The sequence below is a fragment of the Odoribacter sp. AF15-53 genome, assembly GCF_003479425.1.
Taxonomy (GTDB): Bacteria; Bacteroidota; Bacteroidia; order Bacteroidales; family Marinifilaceae; genus Butyricimonas.
This window is the reverse complement of record NZ_QUHC01000007.1, coordinates 60,981-79,209: the sequence shown is the minus strand read 5'-3', so window position 1 is coordinate 79,209 and position 18,229 is coordinate 60,981. Positions and strand designations below refer to the sequence as shown.

The 18,229-nt window shown below is 43.9% G+C and carries 16 protein-coding genes; 2 read left to right on the top strand and 14 right to left on the bottom strand.

Features of this window, described 5'->3' with window-relative positions:
- Positions 1–98 precede the first annotated feature (98 nt).
- From DWW52_RS14535 to mutY, 14 genes are all read right to left on the bottom strand, one after another.
- Positions 99–1,268 (bottom strand): FecR family protein, encoded by a 1,170-nt coding sequence (locus tag DWW52_RS14535; protein WP_118716233.1) that lies wholly within the window; start codon positions 1,266–1,268, stop codon positions 99–101.
- A gap of 98 nt (positions 1,269–1,366) precedes the next feature.
- On the bottom strand, positions 1,367–1,906 hold the full coding sequence (locus DWW52_RS14530; protein WP_118716232.1) for an RNA polymerase sigma factor: 540 nt from the start codon (positions 1,904–1,906) through the stop codon (positions 1,367–1,369).
- 151 nt (positions 1,907–2,057) lie between these two features.
- Positions 2,058–2,591 (bottom strand): hypothetical protein, encoded by a 534-nt coding sequence (locus DWW52_RS14525; protein WP_118716231.1) that lies wholly within the window; start codon positions 2,589–2,591, stop codon positions 2,058–2,060.
- A 145-nt stretch (positions 2,592–2,736) separates the two neighbouring features.
- Positions 2,737–3,117, bottom strand: coding sequence for a hypothetical protein (locus DWW52_RS14520; RefSeq protein ID WP_118716230.1), 381 nt, complete (start codon positions 3,115–3,117; stop codon positions 2,737–2,739).
- A gap of 247 nt (positions 3,118–3,364) precedes the next feature.
- Entirely contained in the window at positions 3,365–4,471 is a 1,107-nt protein-coding gene (locus DWW52_RS14515) for a TlpA disulfide reductase family protein (protein ID WP_118716229.1), read from the bottom strand.
- Positions 4,468–5,571 carry a thioredoxin family protein gene (locus DWW52_RS14510; RefSeq protein WP_118716228.1) on the bottom strand — a complete coding sequence of 368 codons (1,104 nt, stop codon included), beginning with the start codon at positions 5,569–5,571 and terminating at the stop codon, positions 4,468–4,470. Before DWW52_RS14510 ends, DWW52_RS14515 begins: the two co-directional genes overlap by 4 nt.
- A 12-nt stretch (positions 5,572–5,583) precedes the next feature.
- Positions 5,584–6,714 carry a TlpA disulfide reductase family protein gene (locus DWW52_RS14505; protein ID WP_118716227.1) on the bottom strand — a complete coding sequence of 377 codons (1,131 nt, stop codon included), beginning with the start codon at positions 6,712–6,714 and terminating at the stop codon, positions 5,584–5,586.
- A 109-nt stretch (positions 6,715–6,823) separates the two neighbouring features.
- Positions 6,824–8,305, bottom strand: coding sequence for a PKD-like family lipoprotein (locus DWW52_RS14500; RefSeq protein ID WP_158582609.1), 1,482 nt, complete (start codon positions 8,303–8,305; stop codon positions 6,824–6,826).
- A 17-nt stretch (positions 8,306–8,322) separates the two neighbouring features.
- Entirely contained in the window at positions 8,323–9,021 is a 699-nt protein-coding gene (locus DWW52_RS14495; RefSeq protein WP_118716225.1) for a DUF4843 domain-containing protein, read from the bottom strand.
- Between the two features lie 18 nt (positions 9,022–9,039).
- Positions 9,040–10,497 carry a RagB/SusD family nutrient uptake outer membrane protein gene (locus DWW52_RS14490; protein ID WP_158582608.1) on the bottom strand — a complete coding sequence of 486 codons (1,458 nt, stop codon included), beginning with the start codon at positions 10,495–10,497 and terminating at the stop codon, positions 9,040–9,042.
- Positions 10,498–10,524: 27 nt separating this feature from the next.
- The gene (locus tag DWW52_RS14485; protein WP_158582607.1) at positions 10,525–13,854 is read right to left on the bottom strand and encodes a SusC/RagA family TonB-linked outer membrane protein; all 3,330 of its coding nucleotides are present in this window, start codon (positions 13,852–13,854) and stop codon (positions 10,525–10,527) included.
- A gap of 174 nt (positions 13,855–14,028) precedes the next feature.
- A complete protein-coding gene (locus DWW52_RS14480; protein WP_118716222.1) occupies positions 14,029–15,192 on the bottom strand; it encodes a FecR domain-containing protein in 1,164 nt (387 codons plus the stop codon).
- A 601-nt stretch (positions 15,193–15,793) separates the two neighbouring features.
- The gene (locus DWW52_RS14475; RefSeq protein WP_118716221.1) at positions 15,794–16,366 is read right to left on the bottom strand and encodes a sigma-70 family RNA polymerase sigma factor; all 573 of its coding nucleotides are present in this window, start codon (positions 16,364–16,366) and stop codon (positions 15,794–15,796) included.
- A gap of 37 nt (positions 16,367–16,403) precedes the next feature.
- Positions 16,404–17,474: an A/G-specific adenine glycosylase gene (gene mutY / locus DWW52_RS14470; RefSeq protein WP_118716220.1), complete on the bottom strand. Its 1,071-nt coding sequence runs from the start codon at positions 17,472–17,474 to the stop codon at positions 16,404–16,406.
- Between the two features lie 122 nt (positions 17,475–17,596).
- Here mutY and DWW52_RS14465 point away from each other — a divergent pair, with 122 nt between their 5' ends.
- Positions 17,597–17,878 carry a hypothetical protein gene (locus tag DWW52_RS14465; RefSeq protein WP_370449528.1) on the top strand — a complete coding sequence of 94 codons (282 nt, stop codon included), beginning with the start codon at positions 17,597–17,599 and terminating at the stop codon, positions 17,876–17,878.
- Positions 17,868–18,209 (top strand): type II toxin-antitoxin system RelE/ParE family toxin, encoded by a 342-nt coding sequence (locus tag DWW52_RS14460; protein WP_118716219.1) that lies wholly within the window; start codon positions 17,868–17,870, stop codon positions 18,207–18,209. The genes DWW52_RS14465 and DWW52_RS14460 overlap by 11 nt, the downstream gene beginning before the upstream one ends.
- Positions 18,210–18,229 lie beyond the last annotated feature (20 nt).

The window sequence follows — 18,229 nt, the reverse complement described above, 5'->3', positions numbered from 1 at the left end:
GTTACATTTTTTTTTCATAACTTTGTTCTTGAGTTTTACATTGAATTAAATATTGAATGTATTCAGGCAGATAGCATGGGGGTGTTATCTGTCTTTTTTTATTCGTACACGTTTATAGTCCTATCCTTTATTTCAAATTTCACACGTTTTGTTTGTTCTATTCTTCTTAATATCTCATTAATATTCTCGTAACGTTTAATCTCGACCGAAAATTTCTTGACTTTCAATGCCGGGTTCACGTAAAAAATATTCACGTTATACCAACGAGACATATCGTCCAGAATAGTCTCCAAATCAACATCCTCGAAATAAAATATACCCTCCTTCCATAAAACATAATTACGAGCATCCACTTGTCTCACGTCAAAACCATCACCAGACCATACAGCCTGCTCGTTAGGAGCCAAAACCACGTGTTCATTTCCCCGGGTCAATCGCACTCGTCCCTCAACCAAAGTTGTAATCACACGCTCTTGATAAGCCGATACATTAAAACTTGTTCCCAGCACGCAAATATCCACGCCGTTCACCGTCACGATAAAAGGTTTTTCCTCATTCTTCGCCACTTCAAAATAAACCTCACCTGCCATTTCAACCCTCCGCTCGTTACCGACAAAATTGACCGGGTAACGTAATTTTGATTCTGCATTCAACCACACGCGAGTCCCATCCATTAATTCCAACGCAAATTCTCCCCCCCGAGGGACAATCAACGTGTTATATTTCATCTCCATAGAACATGCTGCCAAAGAATCTCGTCCGGCATATTTCACCATATTATCCGTGGTTAAAATCTTAGTCCCGTCAACCTCTTCCAATTGCAAACAAGTCTCTTGATCCAAATTCACTTTTCTCCCATCAGCAAGTTCAAGTCGGGCTTTCGCACTTCCATGTTCGATTTCCGCGACAACAACAGTTTTCACCTCACGCCCTTCATCCTTATTCATGAACCAAATAACTCCGATACACAAAGGAACTAAAATAGCCGCGGCATATCTGCTCCACGTCATCCACCGTTTTTTCTTCCTTATAGTACGGGATTTCACCATTCTCCAACGAGTATCAATCAATAGTCTTCCCTTCTCCTGTTCCTTCCACGCATCATTTTCCACACCCAAAGATTCACGGATCTTCTCGTATTCTACCCGGTGTCGAACATCTTCTTCCAACCATCGTGCCAACTCGATCCGATCCTTTTCATCAATCGTTTCGGTCAACTCTTCCGCAATCATCCGGGCTATTTCCAATCGATGTTTTAACAAATCCATATCATTTCATTTGTTATTTTTATCATAGAGATTACTTCAAATGAAAAGTGGGTAGGTCAAATCGCAAAAAAAAATCAAAGAAAAAGTGTTTTTAACATTTACTCCCCCAAAAGAAACATCAAAACAAAGAAGTAATTCTTGGATAATAAACCTCTTAACGTCTCGTAAGCAGACTTTTTCAAAAACTTCACCGTGTTCACGGATATCTTCAGTTCCCCGGCGACCTCGTTATTATTCTTTCCTTCCAAATTCAACAAAATCACTCGACGACTCTGGGGGGGCAATTGATCTATAGCGGTATACAAAATACGAATCGTCTCCTGTCGGGTAACTTCCTGCAAAAAATCATAATCATCCGTATCGTTCTCGTCCAATTGAGCAAAATAGTTCTCCATTGCTCGCTGATGCTTGCAATGATTCCAATACAAATGCCGTGCTACCGTGTACAAAAAAGCTTTACCGTAATCAACAGATACAATCTCTTCTCGTCTTTCAAAAACCCGAATAAATGTTTCCTGTGCCAAATCTGCAGCCAATTCGTCATCTTGCGTGTAGCGTTTCATAAAAGCATACACGGCAGAAAAATTCTCTCGAAAAAACGCCTCAAATTCTTTATCCGACTGTATTATAGCACCCATAATGCTACAAAAATAACTATTCCTTCGAAATATTCAAACAAGTTGTAAACATTAACTCAGCATCCCTATTATACCCGAACCTACCAAATACTAAAAAACAATATGGCCGGAAGAAATATCCCCCGGCCATAAAACTCGTTTTTTAGTATGTCTATTTTAGAAAATAAGCCACTTGCTTCGCGTGAGTTCCCTCGCATATTTTCACGGGAGTCATCGGCACGTCGTTATAAGGAACAAACTCCATCACTTGCAACAACGCGTATTGCTCGTCCTCGCTACAGAATACCTCCAAACTCAAGTTAGACTGGCCGGAACGGGTCAATGATTGCAAATCATCAAATTTATTCTGTTCCACGATCTGGTACAATTGTGAAGATTGATTGGCTGCAACGTATACTTTATGTTTCTTCAACGATTTGCCTGTCGGTTTGTACACGTAACGTTCTTTCTTCACCAAGAAGGCCACAATTCCCCATGCAGCAATACCTAAACCGATCATAATAACCACGGAAGAAAGCGTGTCGCTCTGTGCCGTGTTTATATAATTCGCCCCGTACCAAAGAATAGCGGCTCCAAGGATTAACAACGCCACCGGTTTCACCGGAGACTTTTTCTTTTTCTCAATTTTATCTGTATCTACATTCAAGATCGCATCGTCAATATATTCAAATTTATTCTCACTCATGACTTTTTTATTATTATATGATTAAAAATGATTTATTTATTCAAGCATTCAACATGCTCGTGTTCCAGTCCCGATACATCAGCACGTGAAACACCGCTTTGCCCTGTCAACTAACAGGCAAAGTTTTCCCATAAACAAACCGGAATCATACAATAATTTCACGCAAGGCAAAGACATAATATCCCACATCCTGCCTTGACGCGAAAGAGTCTCGATAATAATTCTCTACGTACTTGAAATAAGGTTGAATTACTTTATTATGCTCCTCGACTTGGGCCAAGAAGCTATTTCTAGGCAAGTAACGGAAATTGGGATGTACATTCACCCCATCATGCACCGTGTTCACGGGCAAAGCGTTTCCGTTCTGAGCCGTCAGCATCGCCAACTGCTCCAAGGCTTCTTTCTCGTTAGACACGACACGTTCCAACCCGATCACTTTCAACGTATGTCGGGGTGCATCCACTCGCTGAGCCAAGTAGATAACCGCCAAAAGCAGCAACACGCCATATTTTAAAAAAGCCTTCATTTCATTCCACTTCTACGACAAAGGTACAAAAACGTTCGCTAAAATACTAATCTTGTACAGAAAAACAAAAATCGTCCCCGTATCCCTCTCTAAATCTGAAATAATAATCCCCCTCTCACAAGCCTTCAACAGTATCTTTCCTTTATCCCGAAAATAGCAAAAAAAGATCGTACATGAAAAAAGCATTGAAAAAGGGGATTATCATGAAATTACAAGAGGATTTCCTTAGAAGGTGAAAAGCACCGCATCAATCAAACAACCCGTTAATATACGCTATCATCTCTTCCCGGCGCAATCCTTTCTCTTTAATCTTCCCGTCGGGATCAATCAAATAAATCATAGGAATACCGCTTACATTATAATTTCTAGCAACAGGACTTTCAAACGCTCTCAAATCCGATATCACCTTCCAGGGCAAATTATGCTGTTTCACGTCTTGCTCCCATTTGCCACGCTCGTCATCCAAATTAATCGTGAACATCACGAAATCCTTCCCCTTCGTGTTATTATACACGGTTTCAAGAAAAGGGATTTCCAACTTGCACCAACCACACCAAGAGGCACTAAATTCCAACAACACGTATTTTCCCCGGAAATCAGATAATTTATACACGTTTCCCTCGATATCCTCCAGCGTGAAATCATAAGCAGGAGTGCCGGGTTGTACCCTTTTCTCCTTTTCCAATTTCTCCCGACAACTCGCAAGATATGCATTATCAGCCAGCGAGGCATCAAACGCGCTCAAGGCTTTTTCCATCAAAGGGATATTATCAGCATGTATATATTCGGAAACAAAATAAGGAGCCACCTCACTACGAGCATACCCCGGAAGTGCAAGAAGATACTCCACGACTTTATCGTAAGCCTGTTGATAAGGTACTGTCAAAGAATCATACAAAGCCCGGTTATCTTTGAAAGCCTGACTACGTTCATAACCGATTCTTCCATACTCTTTCATCACTTTCTGGCCGTTTTTCTCGATAGCGACAAACTCGTCATTCGCCTTACTCCCGCTAATTGTCAAATTCTTCAAATCATTAAAATCACCCCGAATGTCGACCTCGCTATTATCCAAAAATATACTGAAAGATCCCATGAAATCATCTTCTCCCTTTTTCAAAACGAACGACACCAGACGCGGGTAATCCACCTTACCGGTATAAACCAATTCTCCGTCCTTCAACTCCAACGTGTCCACGTACCACCGGGTTGGGTTCGGAACTCTTTCACTCACGAACACCTCGCAATCCGGAGCATTCCCCAAATGCATTTTCACCTTAAAACCATCCGTCCGGGATGCGCAAGAAAAACAGAATAAACATCCTGCCAATAAAATCAATAACCTATTCATCATTTTTTATCTTTTAATTTATCTTTCAATCCGGAAATCACTGAAGCAAACATCGGGTTTTCCTCCGACCACCCGCAAGCCTTCATTGTTTTCAATATCGAATCCAAACCACGCTTACACGTTCGGGCATCCCCTTTACGAAGCAACATGCAATTCAACTGCAAGGTAGCACTAAAACGAGCATCATTATCCAATAGAGCAAATTTCTTATCATACATCTTCAACGCTTTCTTCAAATCATCCGCCAAGAAAGCTTCCGTGAAATCCACGATATCCGACAAATAATCCCCGCGTTCAATATTCGATATTGTAATCCATCTTTTATATGACGCTAAAAGTTGAGAAGCATCCGCTTTCTCGTTAAAAATTATCTCGTTACAATTATTGGCTATCAAGGGATAGAGATCATCATATATTTTGCGATCCACGTTCTCTTTCCCGACAACAGCTTCGAAATCCCCTTTATGCTCTAAAAGATACTCGTACTCCGGCAACAACGGGTCACGTACGAAGCGTTTCACCAGCGACCAATTTTCCCGATTACTCTTTTCCTGATTTGCCAATGTCGCCCAGTACTCGTGTAATACCTGCTCCATCCGTTCTTTCATAAAAGCTTTGGAAAGCGTCTCAATGTATTTATACACGAACCGCGAATCACGTTCCCCACCAGCGTATCTCTTTTCATAAGAATACAAAGAATATTCCCCCGTGCCATCCTGCACGTTTTGCAAAAAATCCTCCACTTTCATTCCCCCTACCATCCGGTGAATCACCTCCCCGTTCTCGTTTAATATCAAGAAAGTCGGATAAACTTTAACCTGATACTTCCGTGCCAATTCCGGCCCCTCACCTTTCTCCATATCCAATTTTAAATTCACGAAACGCGCATTCATAAATTGCCCGACATCTTCCCGGCTAAATACATCCTGCAACATCAGTTTACACGGCCCGCACCAACTGGTATAACAATCCACGAATACCATCCGCTTCTCTTGTTTTGCCTTTTCCAAGACACTCGTGAAACTTCCCTCTTCAAAACGCATCTGACACTCCGCTCGTAAACACAAGACGGACAAAAATATACCGATTAATATTTTATACATGATTCATTTCAATTAATTACACAATGCAGACAACCTCTCCAATACCTCGTCTCCCCTCAAATCCCGACATACGATCCGCCCTTCCGAATCAACCACGAACGAGTCCGGAATCCCTCCTAAATTATAGGCTTTTGTCAACGGACTATTTCTCATCCCCTTCAAATCCGACAAACTAAGCCACTCGATATCAAACGCCTCAATCTCGTGTAACCAAGCCTCTTTCTTGTCATCCATCATCAAGGTAACAAAGGTTATATTTTTATCCTTTAGCGCGTGATATGCTTTTCGGATAAAAGGAATCTCCTTTTTACACCAACCACACCAAGAAGCACTAAACTCGACGAACAGGTACTTACCCCGGAAATCAGCTAAAGTATACTCTTTACCCTCCTTGTCAAACACCCGAAAATCAGGAAAAGGCTTTCCCGGTTGCAACGCTCTCTCCCGTTCCACGCTTTCCTGCATCCCGTTTAAATAATATGAATCGGTCAACGCCGTATCAAACTTCTCGACAATTTCCCCTCGTTGCTGCACATCAAGGGAAGCCGCCAACTGGGATACCAGATAGGCCGCGGCAGGGCTTCTAGTTGCTTGCGGATCATGCGCGAACAAACGATCTATCAACACCATCTGCAAAGAATCCCTTGCCCGGCTCAACACGCGAACCTCATCCATCCGGGCTTCGGAAAAGGCAACCTGAATCTTCCCGTTCAGTTCTGACACCTGTTTCTTCTCCGGTAACGAATTTAAATAATCATTGTACATCCCGATCGCCTCGTTAATCGGTGCCGACGTGATCTTCAACGTTTTCTTCACGTTCTTCAATTCGCTGTACACCTTCATGTCCTGCGGTTCTATAAAAATAGAAACCATCGAAGCCCCCAAAGTCTGGTATTCCGGCTTCATATCAAAAAATAACAAACCGGATTGAGCCTGAGAAATGCTCCCTTTTAAAAAGTATTTCCCGTCTTTAATCTCGCAACTATCCAATAACAAATTACTTGGAGGATTCGTGTATAACTTCACCATACCTTCCGGCAATCCCTTCATTTCCCCGGTAATCGTGAAACTTCCGGGTTCAGCATGCCGACAAGCATTCATCACTAGGCTCCCAAGCAACAACACGTATATTAATAATTTCATTGACCATACATTTTAATGGAGACCGCCCGTCCGATCAACACACGGTCTCCTATTACATTTTTTATTTCAAATCTCTTGAATTTAGAACTCCCGAATTTACACGCCCTTTTTAATAGGGTACATCCCACTGATTCCCGACCTTGTAAACGATATCCACGACAGGCCCGAATTTGCCAAGATGTTCCATTCCCTCGACCGTCTTTCCTCCTCCCACAACAGAAACATCCAGTTCCATGAAGTCACTTTTCGAAGCATCACCGGCATTTACCAGCACGACTCCAAGACGTTCAAAATTCGTGGGACAACATGCTATATCCAATATCTTCCGTCCAAAATCAGAACGCAAAGGTTTCAAGCTATTATCCTTGTGATTGTAGACATACAACACGTTTCCCGAAGCGATGTACACGTAAGGACGATTCTGACAAACGGCAAACTTCGTCTCCTCCCCGATAATCGAGGGATCTGGAAATTCCACTTCCGACTGGGACGTGTACTTTTTGGCTCCCCATCCCGAAAACTTAAACTTCTGTACATACACCCGGTTCTCATTATTATCTTTCAAAATAGTAAGAAACTCGTCAGTAGGTGTTCCCGTGGAGATCGCTCCCCCGTCCAGAACCGTCTTCCCCATGTCCGAAGGTTTAAACGCCTTTTCCGAATCATTCGTGTAATCAAACCGTGATAACTCCCCATTCCGGGCCAAAAGATAACTTGAAGACTTTTTATCAAAATAGATAATATCGTTACTAAACACCAGATTACCTCGCATTCCCCATCCTGTCAATTCGTAATCACCCGGATACGGGAAATTCGGAAACAAACCGTCCTGATAAAGCGCGTTATAAGTAGATTCGATATATCGAACGTACAATTTCCCGTTACTTACCAAATAATCATAATTTGCCACGCATTTCATGCTCATCGGCTTAAAGTTTGCAGGGCGTTCCCCCACGAACTCGTCTTTCGTCGCCACCATTTTTTCAAAACTATTCCCGTCAATTTCCACCGAATAATCGGCCCCGTCCTGACAAGCCACGAAAATCTGTCCAATCTCCTCCGACCAAGGCAACCAATGCTCCATAAGCGCGTATGCCCCTCCCGACAAATCATTCCCGTTGACCAGCTTATAGACATCCGGGAATAACTCCCCGTCATCCCGCACGTACGACAACTCGGATGTACTTCCCTTATCCGCCAGTAACATCCAACCGGAATAAAACGTGGAGAAGACAGAAACCCGGAACGGGAAAATATGCTCCACGCCCGTATCTTCATCTTTAATCGTGTACTCGGCATACAACCCGGCCTTCACGGGAATACCACCGACTGTAAAATCCAGATCTTTTTTCTCCGAAATGACAACATTATTCACTCTCCATGCATAAGAAAGATTTTCCGGTTCTCCATTTTCCCAAGCCACCTCGGGCTTAACCACGAAAAGATCTCCCACGTACACGTTATAACTACTTTCAAGCCCGTCTACCGACACTTTCGGCATCTCTTTATAATCATAATTTCCTTTATCCTCGTAACATCCGGTAACCAACACGACGATTACCGTGATGAAAAACATACCTATTTTCTTCATAACATGTTCTTTATTCATTAGCCTCTCATCGCAACACTCATCGTACTCCCGTCCTCGTCAGGCGTCGGGTTGTCCTGTAACCAGTATTTAAACTTCAACACGTAGGCACGCATCGTTGAATAATCCATTTCACCGCCGTCCGCTATCAAGGTTAAATCATGCACTTTCATCTCCCGCATAAAAGTCCGGTATTTCAAATCCGAATATTTTCCCAAACCGTTCTGTTCGTGCCATTCATTCCACCACTCCGGACGTGTTAACTCATTCGTGATCACGACACGAGCCTTACGGTTACTCACCATACCCGGCCTGAAATCAGCCGACTCGCCAATCTCAAAAACAGCCGTCACGGCCTTTTGCAAATTCTTATTTCGTTTCACGTTCACCTCAAACCAGGCAATCGAATCATTTGCCAGCACTTTCTGGTCGCCCGTTGGCAATTCAAAATCCACACCCACTTTTGCAGAACTCTCGGCTTCCAAAAAATTCACCGTGTATGCTCGCTCCCGGTCTACCACGGGAGAAATCAGATTCAGTTTCAAACTCACCACTCCCGACTCCAACGTCTCGTCATAAGCAAACGAAAAAACGGTACTATCCGCCGCGGACTTATAAAACTGGATATAATCGTCCGAAGCATATCCTTTCAACTCTGCTTCCGAGCAAGAAAACAACCCGAAAAAGAGGACTAAAATCATTACATATAAAATCTTCATAATTCAATCATTTAATCGTTACAAACCTTTTAAATAATCTTCTTTTCGTCCCCCGAATTCCACCTCCGTGGCGGGTAACGGCAGGCAAAACTGCACCGGATCAAGCGTCACGGTCGTATTTCCCTGATCCACGGGAAGCCCCAGACGTTTGTACCAGTAAAACATCTGGCCTTCACCCAAAAACTCCCGGCGAGCCTCCTTCGTCAACTCTTTCACGAATTCATCCTCCAAAATAGACGCTGAAATCGTCCCGTCAATCCCACGTATCTCACGCAAAGTTTTCAAACATTCAATCGCATCGGTTTTATGCGTCTTGAAACCACTTTCTGCCGCGATCAGATACATCTCGGACAAACGAATCATCGGAACTTTCCCTCCATTCTCGGACTTCACATCGGCATATTTCACCGAAACCTCATTCCCCCGATCATTGGAAACAATCAAATACTCTTTTCTAAAATCATCTGAAGAAGGATAGATTGATGCCTTATCATTAATTGCAAACTGGCTACTACCGGCATCATAAGAATACCACAGATCATGAACCCCCGGAAAGTTTAAAGCAAATAAAATCTCATTCTGCATGACAACATCCCGTGATTTCAAAGGGGCACTTAAAGCACTCTCCTCGGTAAATACAAAATATCCATCTTCTTGCGCCTGGATAACCTCCCGTGCATAAGTATAAGCTCTAGCATCCCCCATGTAATGATACACGCGGGCCATCAAACCGGTAATCGCCCAATAATTCAACCGGTATGCCCTAGCTGAAGTGAATTCCTCGCCAAGTTCGGTCACGTAATGATTATACATATCCTTGAATCCCTCCTCACGAGCCGGATCAATACTTTTCAACATATTGCGGGCACTATCCAGATCACTCAAGATCAAGGTCACGATCTCGCTGGTCTTACGTTGCCCGTGTACCTTATCCGTGAAATTATCAGCATAAGGCAAGCACAAAGCATCCTTGTCCTTTTTCCACGACGGGGCAAAGGCTCTTAACAGATCAAAATGCAAATAAGCCCGTATGGCAATGGTCTCCGCCAACAGGTATTTATACCTGTCTCCCTCGAAAAAAGAAGGAGATTTCTCCCCCAGATAATCCAGCAACACGTTACAATTCGCGATACTATTATATGATTTCAGCCACATGCCGCGAATCACGTCCTGCACGGCCGAATTATTATAATTATACCTCGCCCCCTCGTACAAATCGTGATACCTATCCGTGTGTACCTTGTAATACTGTGCCAGCACGTCCATCATCCCGAAAGTCATGTGAGTCCCGTATATAGCCGGGTCGGTCATGGATGTATATATCCCGTACAACGCATTCTCGAAACCCTTGGGTTGAGAAAACAACTTATCCGCATTCACCTGCGCCTGTGGCGTCACGTCCAACCAGTTATCACAGCCACTGTTCACCACGGTAAACACGAACAACGCGACAACCATTATAACTTTATTTTTCATATACTTCATTTTTTACATTCAACAGAATTAAAACTGCACTTGTAAGCCCAGATTAAACGTGCGTGCAAACGGGTAATCCAATCCCCGTTCCCGTTTAACACTCGACAAACGGAACACATCCTCCATCAAAAAGTTCAACTTCAAGCGTTCCATTCCCCATTTCCCGATTAACTGTTGGGGGAAAGAATAAGACAGCGACAACGATTTAAGTTGCAGCACGTTCTCATCCTGCACGAAACGAGAAGAAACTTCCGTTCTTTCCCGGTTCTTGATATCTTTGAAGAAGGTATGATCTCCCGGCTTCTTCCATCTGCCCTTCATCACCCGGCGATCCACGTTATAATTCAAATCGGCATCTTCCACCCGGTCCACCAGCGTCTGGTTATACACCTGTCCCCCGCATTGGTACAGAAAACTCATGTTCAGGTTAAAACCCTTCCAGTCCGCGTTCAGGCCAAAAGCCCCGGAAACTTTAGGCTCCGTGTCGCCACACACAATTTTGTTAGCAGCACTCCACTTGTAAGTCAAATTACCGTTAAGATCCTCGAAAACCTCTTTACCGTTCATCGGGTTAATCCCATGCGACTTCACGGCATAAATGGCCGTCGACGACTGTCCCTCCTTGAACTGCACCATAGGTTTGGCCGTCTCGATAGACTCACCCCATCCCGGTTCATAATTATCCTGCTCATCATCCACTTTCTTATTATAAGTCTCCAGTGAATTGGCAATTTTCTTGATCACGTTCTTATTGTGAGCGATAGAACCGAACACGTTCAACACCACGTCTTTATTCCTCAAGATAAAACCGCGCAAAGAAATCTCAAATCCTTTATTCTCCAATTCGCCCAGATTATCCCGATAACTTTCGAAACCTGAAGACAAGGGAATCGTGATATCGGCTAATAAATCTTTCGTTCTCTTCACGTAATAATTGGCATCCAAGCTAACCAAACCGTCTTTGAATTGGATTTCAAAATTCCCGTCGAAAGTCTTCGTTTTCTCCCATTGCAGATTCGTGTTTCCCATGTTGTTCATGATCACGCCCAAACCTCCGGCATACCACTGTCCCTTATAATACTCGTACACATCCTGCGCCTCGTAAGCTTCAAAAGAAGCCTTCCCCGTGGCTCCCACGTTCGCCGTGATCTTCAAGTGATTGATAACACTCGTGAGTCCCCCGAAAAACTTCTCGTTATGAATATTCCAACCGATACCCACCGACCAGAACGGGGCATATCTCTTATTCGAACCGAACTTGGAAGAACCGTCATAACGTCCCGAAAGATCCAGCAAATAAATATTATTCCACGTGTAATTCAAGTTCATAAACGCCCCGACCAAACGGGATAATCCCTCTTCCCCGTCCGGAGATAAATCCTTAAACTCTTTTCCAAACGAGATATAATCCATACTTCCCGTGGGGAAACCGATCACGCTATAAGATTCATTCGCGAAACGTGATTCTATGACATTAGCTCCTAGAACGGCACTCAAATAATGTTGTCCGAATTGTCGGTTATAACTCAACACCACATTCAAATCCAGATTAGAACTTTTTTCCTGAAAACTGTATGCCTCGCCTTTTTTCAGGATTCCTTCCCCTTCCTGATACTCGTATTTATTATATTCGCTCGATTCCGGGTCCGTGAACTTCTCTTGCTTATCCGTCCGTTCCGAATAAGACAACCGGGCTTTTAGACGGAAATAATCATTCATATACCAATCCAGATCGAAATTATCCGTCCATTCCGTGTAGGTCGAGAAATCCTTGTGATTTAACGTCGACTCGTACAAGGGATTCGGGAAACGACGTGACGTCGCTACATGCGGCTGGAAAGACAGGATCAAATGCCCGTCCTCGTCATAAGCCTGCTCGTAAGGATTCGCCTTACCGAACTCCCGGAACGATCCGTAAGGAGAACCATTAGCTTTCATCTTATCAACCGTCAGTTTATTCCGGAACAACAGCTTATTATTCAAATTGTAAGACAGCAAGAATCCTACCCCGAAGCGATCCCGCTCGGACTTCTTCATCACCCCGGGATTAGCCTGGTAATTCAAATCAATGCCATAACGCACGCTCTGGTCTCCACCTTCCACGTACAGCGAATGCTTGTGTCCGACGGCTATTTCCAACGGTTTAGACAACCAGTACGTGTTAACCCCTTTCTGCACACGCTCCAAACGTTCCGCGTAATCCATCCTCAACAATTGTTGGGAAGAAATATCGTCAGAATCGTACAATCCCGCATCCAACTCCGCCTGTAACTTCTCACGGGCATTCATCAAGTCATAATCCGATAAATCCGGAGCCGTAATCGCCACGTTCAAGTTATAAGCCACTCTCAACTGACCGGGTTCCGGAGCCTTCGTCGTCACGACCACAACCCCGTTCGCCGCACGCGAACCGTAAATAGCCGTGGCCGAAGCATCCTTCAATATCGTGACATTTTCGATACGATCAATATTCAAGTCGAAAATCTTCTCCACATTAACCTCGTAACCATCCAAGATAAATGTAGGGAGATTAGGATCATTCCGAAGCGATGCCTCGGACACTCGCCCCGTCCCGAAACCGGAATTACCGCGGATTCGGAAATCGGGTAAACTATTCGGATCTGAACCCATATCCACGTTTTCCCGTAACCGGAACGAGGGATCAAACACCTGCAAGGCACTGATCAGATTATTGGAAGAAACTTTCGCCAATTCCTCCTTGCTCACGGAGACCACGTTACCCGTGAAACTTTCCTTGCTCTTCGAAAAATAACCGTTCACAACCACCTCTTCCACTTCCGTCGCGTCTTCTTCCATCACCACGTGAAGAGATTTTTGCCCCGTATACGCCACTTTCCGGGTCTTCATCCCGATAAAAGAAAACACCAAAGTCCCCTTGTTCATCGACAAGGTCAAAGAGAACTCCCCGTTCAGATCCGTGGCCGTCCCCAACGTCGTACTATCCAAACGCACGGTCACACCCGGCACGGGTTCTCCCCTTTTATCCACGACCTTTCCTTTTATCGTGTACCGTGTAATCGAACTATCCCTACCCATTTTCGCCGCGGGAACAATCACGATATAATCATCCACGAAGCGGTAAGTCATATTACTACCCACCAAAATACGATCCAAAACCTCTTTTAATTCAAGATTCTCAAAATCGGCATTCACCTTCTGCCGCAACGCCAACCGGTCATCATTATAAATCACGATCCTGTTCGTTTGCCTGCGAATCTCCTCGAATACCGTCTTGATCGACGTTTCCCCCAACTTCATGCTCAATTTCTGTTGTGCCGTCACGGTCGCCGATAGCGTACACGTGAAGCACACGCATAGAATACCTATTAGCCTCATAACTCGAAAGAATTGTTGCCGCTTATTTTTTGAGAAAATAAGCCACAAGACATTACTTTTTTTCATACATTTGTAAATTAAGTGATACTTGATACTCTCTAGGGAGTGAATACCGGAACGTGGTCCTAATACTTTCCGGTATTTTTATTCCCTCGATTTAAACTATTCCTAACTCTATTTTTCATTAACAATTATAACATCGGCTTTCATCGTAAACGTTACATTCGTGGTTGCCTCGATCAAGGAAAGAATATAATCAATATCATTATATTTCTTCACGGCGCCCGAGAACTTCAGTTGCTTCAACTTCTCGTTTGTGAAAAAGAATTTCACGCCATACCACCGCCCCAATTTCTCGCTCAACTCGCCCAACGGCAAGGCATCAAAATTCAATATACCATTCTTCCAATCAATAAATGTATCCACGTTCACCTCCCGAACAACACATTCCCCGTTTTCATTATTCAACACGAACTGTTGATTAGGCTCCAGCATCTTCCGGGCTTCTCCACAAGTGACATTGACTTTTCCCTTCACCAGAGTAACCTCTATCCGGTTGTCGACCTTGTAGGCCATCACGTTAAAACTCGTTCCCAACACATCCACGTTTACCAGATTCGTATGAACGATAAAAGGGCATTTTTCATCACGGGCCACGTCGAAATAAGCCTCCCCCTCCAACTCGACAACCCGCTTATCCCCGACAAAACATACCGGATATTTCAAGCGGGATTCGGAATTCATGTAAACCATCGTCCCGTCGGATAACAGCAAACGATACTCCCCGCCCACGGGTACGATCAATTCGTTATAAACCACCTCTCCCGCGAGATCACCAACTTTAGCATCATAATTAATCTGCTCTTTTTCCTGCCGGATACTCATCCCGCCTTCCCGAATTAAATCCGAAACGCTCTCACCCAGAACAATCTTTTCTCCCGTGGAAAGTACCAATACAGCTTTCGACTCGCCAGCTTTCACCACCGTACCTTGAGCCACTTTCCCCGGCTCCCGTTCCTGATCCAATTGCCAGAAAGCAAAAATTGTCCCGACAACCACCACCACCGCGGCCGCTACCCGCCAACAGATCCGCAGCACGCGATTCCGCCTCCGGCGATCATGCTTCCGCTCCAAGGCCTGCCACGCTTCACTGGCCTGTACGTTTTCCCATTTCAGCGTATATTTTCCCGTATGCCAAGCCCGTTCTACCTCTCGAAAAAACATTTGATGTTCCTCGCTTGCAGACAACCACTCTTCAAACTCTTCCCGCTCGGCCTTACCCGCTTCCCCGGAAAGAACCCGGTAAATCAAATCCTCTATATAATCCGATATTGCCATACTATTTATTTTTACCAGTAGGACTAAAAAAAAATCAAAACGGGTGAATCAAACATGATTTTTTTCAAAATTTTATTACACTACGAGACTAATACATTATTAAACAACCCCTTACAACACTAACATGAAATTATAGACAAACACCCGTGACCCGCCGCTATCTCCGGAGCCCCCCTTCGGTGTCCCACTTATATATCAACTAATAGTCAAGAAAAGATCAATAAAAAATTAACGATCCGGCTAATTAACTTTCAATCAACTTTCAGTTAACTTTCAATCAACTTACTGGCGAAACACTAGTGAAGGTCACCGGAGGAACTGGCGAAATGACGACACGTACAGGAAGAAATACCCCTTGCCCGTGGATACGCCTTATTCCACGATCTCCACCTTGTTACACCCGTACCTTCACGCTACCCAGAAAAGGCATACCTAAAGCAAATAAATTATATCCGACCTATAATACGAATCGAAGGGGAATGCTCCATGAATGCAAGATGCATGCTTCATGGTGATAATGAACACCCTATAAACAATAAAGCGAATCATAATAGAAGATAGCTTTATACTAAAGCATCCCCAGTCCAATTCACCGGGAAGTTCACATGTGCTGATGCCATAAAACGAAGAGCATAATCAAATCCTTATCCTGCTGCATCACTTCACGTAATACACGCATCCCGTTGCGTAACAAAGTTTTCACGGTATTCAACGACACTTGCAACTCGTCGGCCGTCTCCTGGTATTTCATATCCCGCATTAAAATACAATCCAACACTCTCCCCGTTTGTTCCGGCATCCGTTGGATAGCCTGTGTTACACGTTCGACAATTTCCTGACTGATCGAGGCCGCCATTTTTTCCTCGATTTCAAGACCGGTATAATCCACTCTTTTCCGCAAGACATCCCTTTTGTGGCCGTAAGTGTAACAGCTATTGCGAACGGAAGAAAAAAGATACGAGCTCAAAGCTTTATCCGTCACGTGTTCCAAGTAATTATCCTCCCATAACCGCACGAAAAACTCCTGCACGAGATCCTCGGCCATCGTGTCGTCATGAATTAAATTGCTGGCATAAATCACTAGCGGCCGATAATAGCGCTCAAACAACGCCCGAATCCCGTCCCGTCGGTTTTTAACAAACGCGTCTATAATTTGCTGGTCATCCATTCGCATGAAGACAAATATATGCTTTTTTTTAGATTATTACTAATTAAAAAAGTAAACTTTCTCTCGTCTCCAAGTAGGACTGCACGAGACGAGAGACAGCGTAATCCTCCACGTTCGCATCTTTTACCCTCAAATATTTCTCCATTTCCGGGGAGAAAACGTCTACCCGGATTTCGTAAAAAACGGCATAAATCACCCGATGAGACAAGACATGCTTTTTCGCCACGACCTCCCGGATAACTTCCACGTCCTCTATCTCGTGAAATAAATGCTGAAACTCTTCCGTTTGTTGCAATTCCCCGAAAGTCAGGGGACGCCCCGTTTCTATCAACGGAAATTCATACAGGTTCCGCCAGATATCATTTCCCGTGCGTTTCGATAACAACGTTTCTCCCCGGGCGTGAACGTGCAGGTAATTAAAATAACGGGGTTTCACTACCGTTTTACCCGCTTTCACCGGAAGCCGTTCCACCTGACCGGATGCAAGCGCCCGGCATTTATCGTTCAAAGGGCAACGAACGCAATCCGGTGATTTCGGAACGCATTGCAGCGCACCGAACTCCATCATCGCCTGGTTAAAAAGATCAGGACGACGAGAATCCAACAAGGATTGAGCCAGTTCGGTGAAATACTTCTTTCCCTCCCCGCCGTCAATCGGCAGATCAATATTGAAAAGTCGGGCTAACACCCGATAGACATTCCCATCCACCGTGGCGTAAGGCTGACGATAAGCAAAAGAACATATTGCAGCAGCCGTGTAATCCCCGATCCCTTTCAAGGACAACACCTCTTCTCTCGTCCGGGGAAACACGCCCCCGAATTGGTCCATGATTTGTCGTGCCGCAGCATGCAAGTTACGAGCCCGGCTGTAATATCCCAATCCCTGCCAATATTTCATCACCTCGTCCTCATCCGCTTCCGCCAAAGAACGCACGTCCGGGAAACGGCGTGTAAAGCGATAAAAATAATCCAATCCCTGCACAACCCGCGTCTGCTGGAGAATAATCTCCGAAATCCATATCAGATAAGGGTCGGTAGTATCACGCCAAGGTAAATCCCTCCTGTTCGCCTCGTACCAATGAATCAGGACATCGCTAATCTGTTTATCGTTCATGTTGCTAAAATTACGTGCCACGAAGATACAAAAACATCGAGATAGTACATGACGATATCCCTTACAGAATAAATTGGATAATCTATAAAACTTCCTTACCTTTGCATAAACTAGACATTTATATGAAAGGAGAACAGGATATGGCAGCAATGACATTAGAAGCTGAAAAAAACGAATTAATCCGTCGAATTCTTGACGTGAATGATATCAATATCCTAGAAAAAATAAAAAAATTGCTACATCAAGAAGAAAAAAATATAGATATTGTTGCAGAAGAAAGGGTTCCCTACCGAACTAAAGCTGAAATATTAGCCGATTTTGATGAAGCCTGTAAGGAAATGAAACAAGCTCAAGAAGGAAAATTAGAAGGGAAACCTTTAGAAGACTTGCTTAATGAATTATAGTCTCAAAACATACCCTATTTTTGATCGGGAAGCCAAAAGACTAGCCAAACGATACAAATCATTAAAACAGGATATAACCGAACTCGCGAGGGAACTTCTCAAAGCCCCCGAAACGGGTGTAGATTTAGGGCATGGAATCCATAAAGTTCGCATGGCCATAAAATCCAAGAGGAAAGGTAAAAGCGGAGGTGCAAGAGTTATAACTGTTATTATAACCCTTTCTCAAACAGAAAAACAAATCGGATTACATTTTATCTACGACAAATCTGAACAGGACAATATTTCGAATAAAGAATTACAAGATATTCTAAAACGAAATGGTATTTTATAGCTATAAAATGAGAAAGACTT

What these genes read in the sequence shown, in the direction of transcription:
- DWW52_RS14505 (WP_118716227.1), bottom strand. Translation starts at nt 6,714, where the DNA reads ATGAAATTATTAATATACGTGTTGTTGCTTGGGAGCCTAGTGATGAAT.
- DWW52_RS14515 (WP_118716229.1), bottom strand. Translation starts at nt 4,471, where the DNA reads ATGATGAATAGGTTATTGATTTTATTGGCAGGATGTTTATTCTGTTTT.
- DWW52_RS14520 (WP_118716230.1), bottom strand. Translation starts at nt 3,117, where the DNA reads ATGAAGGCTTTTTTAAAATATGGCGTGTTGCTGCTTTTGGCGGTTATC.
- DWW52_RS14525 (WP_118716231.1), bottom strand. Translation starts at nt 2,591, where the DNA reads ATGAGTGAGAATAAATTTGAATATATTGACGATGCGATCTTGAATGTA.
- DWW52_RS14530 (WP_118716232.1), bottom strand. Translation starts at nt 1,906, where the DNA reads ATGGGTGCTATAATACAGTCGGATAAAGAATTTGAGGCGTTTTTTCGA.
- DWW52_RS14460 (WP_118716219.1), top strand. Translation starts at nt 17,868, where the DNA reads ATGAATTATAGTCTCAAAACATACCCTATTTTTGATCGGGAAGCCAAA.
- DWW52_RS14485 (WP_158582607.1), bottom strand. Translation starts at nt 13,854, where the DNA reads ATGAGGCTAATAGGTATTCTATGCGTGTGCTTCACGTGTACGCTATCG.
- DWW52_RS14535 (WP_118716233.1), bottom strand. Translation starts at nt 1,268, where the DNA reads ATGGATTTGTTAAAACATCGATTGGAAATAGCCCGGATGATTGCGGAA.
- DWW52_RS14490 (WP_158582608.1), bottom strand. Translation starts at nt 10,497, where the DNA reads ATGAAAAATAAAGTTATAATGGTTGTCGCGTTGTTCGTGTTTACCGTG.
- DWW52_RS14465 (WP_370449528.1), top strand. Translation starts at nt 17,597, where the DNA reads ATGAAAGGAGAACAGGATATGGCAGCAATGACATTAGAAGCTGAAAAA.
- DWW52_RS14510 (WP_118716228.1), bottom strand. Translation starts at nt 5,571, where the DNA reads ATGTATAAAATATTAATCGGTATATTTTTGTCCGTCTTGTGTTTACGA.
- DWW52_RS14475 (WP_118716221.1), bottom strand. Translation starts at nt 16,366, where the DNA reads ATGCGAATGGATGACCAGCAAATTATAGACGCGTTTGTTAAAAACCGA.
- DWW52_RS14495 (WP_118716225.1), bottom strand. Translation starts at nt 9,021, where the DNA reads ATGAAGATTTTATATGTAATGATTTTAGTCCTCTTTTTCGGGTTGTTT.
- mutY (WP_118716220.1), bottom strand. Translation starts at nt 17,474, where the DNA reads ATGAACGATAAACAGATTAGCGATGTCCTGATTCATTGGTACGAGGCG.
- DWW52_RS14480 (WP_118716222.1), bottom strand. Translation starts at nt 15,192, where the DNA reads ATGGCAATATCGGATTATATAGAGGATTTGATTTACCGGGTTCTTTCC.
- DWW52_RS14500 (WP_158582609.1), bottom strand. Translation starts at nt 8,305, where the DNA reads ATGAAGAAAATAGGTATGTTTTTCATCACGGTAATCGTCGTGTTGGTT.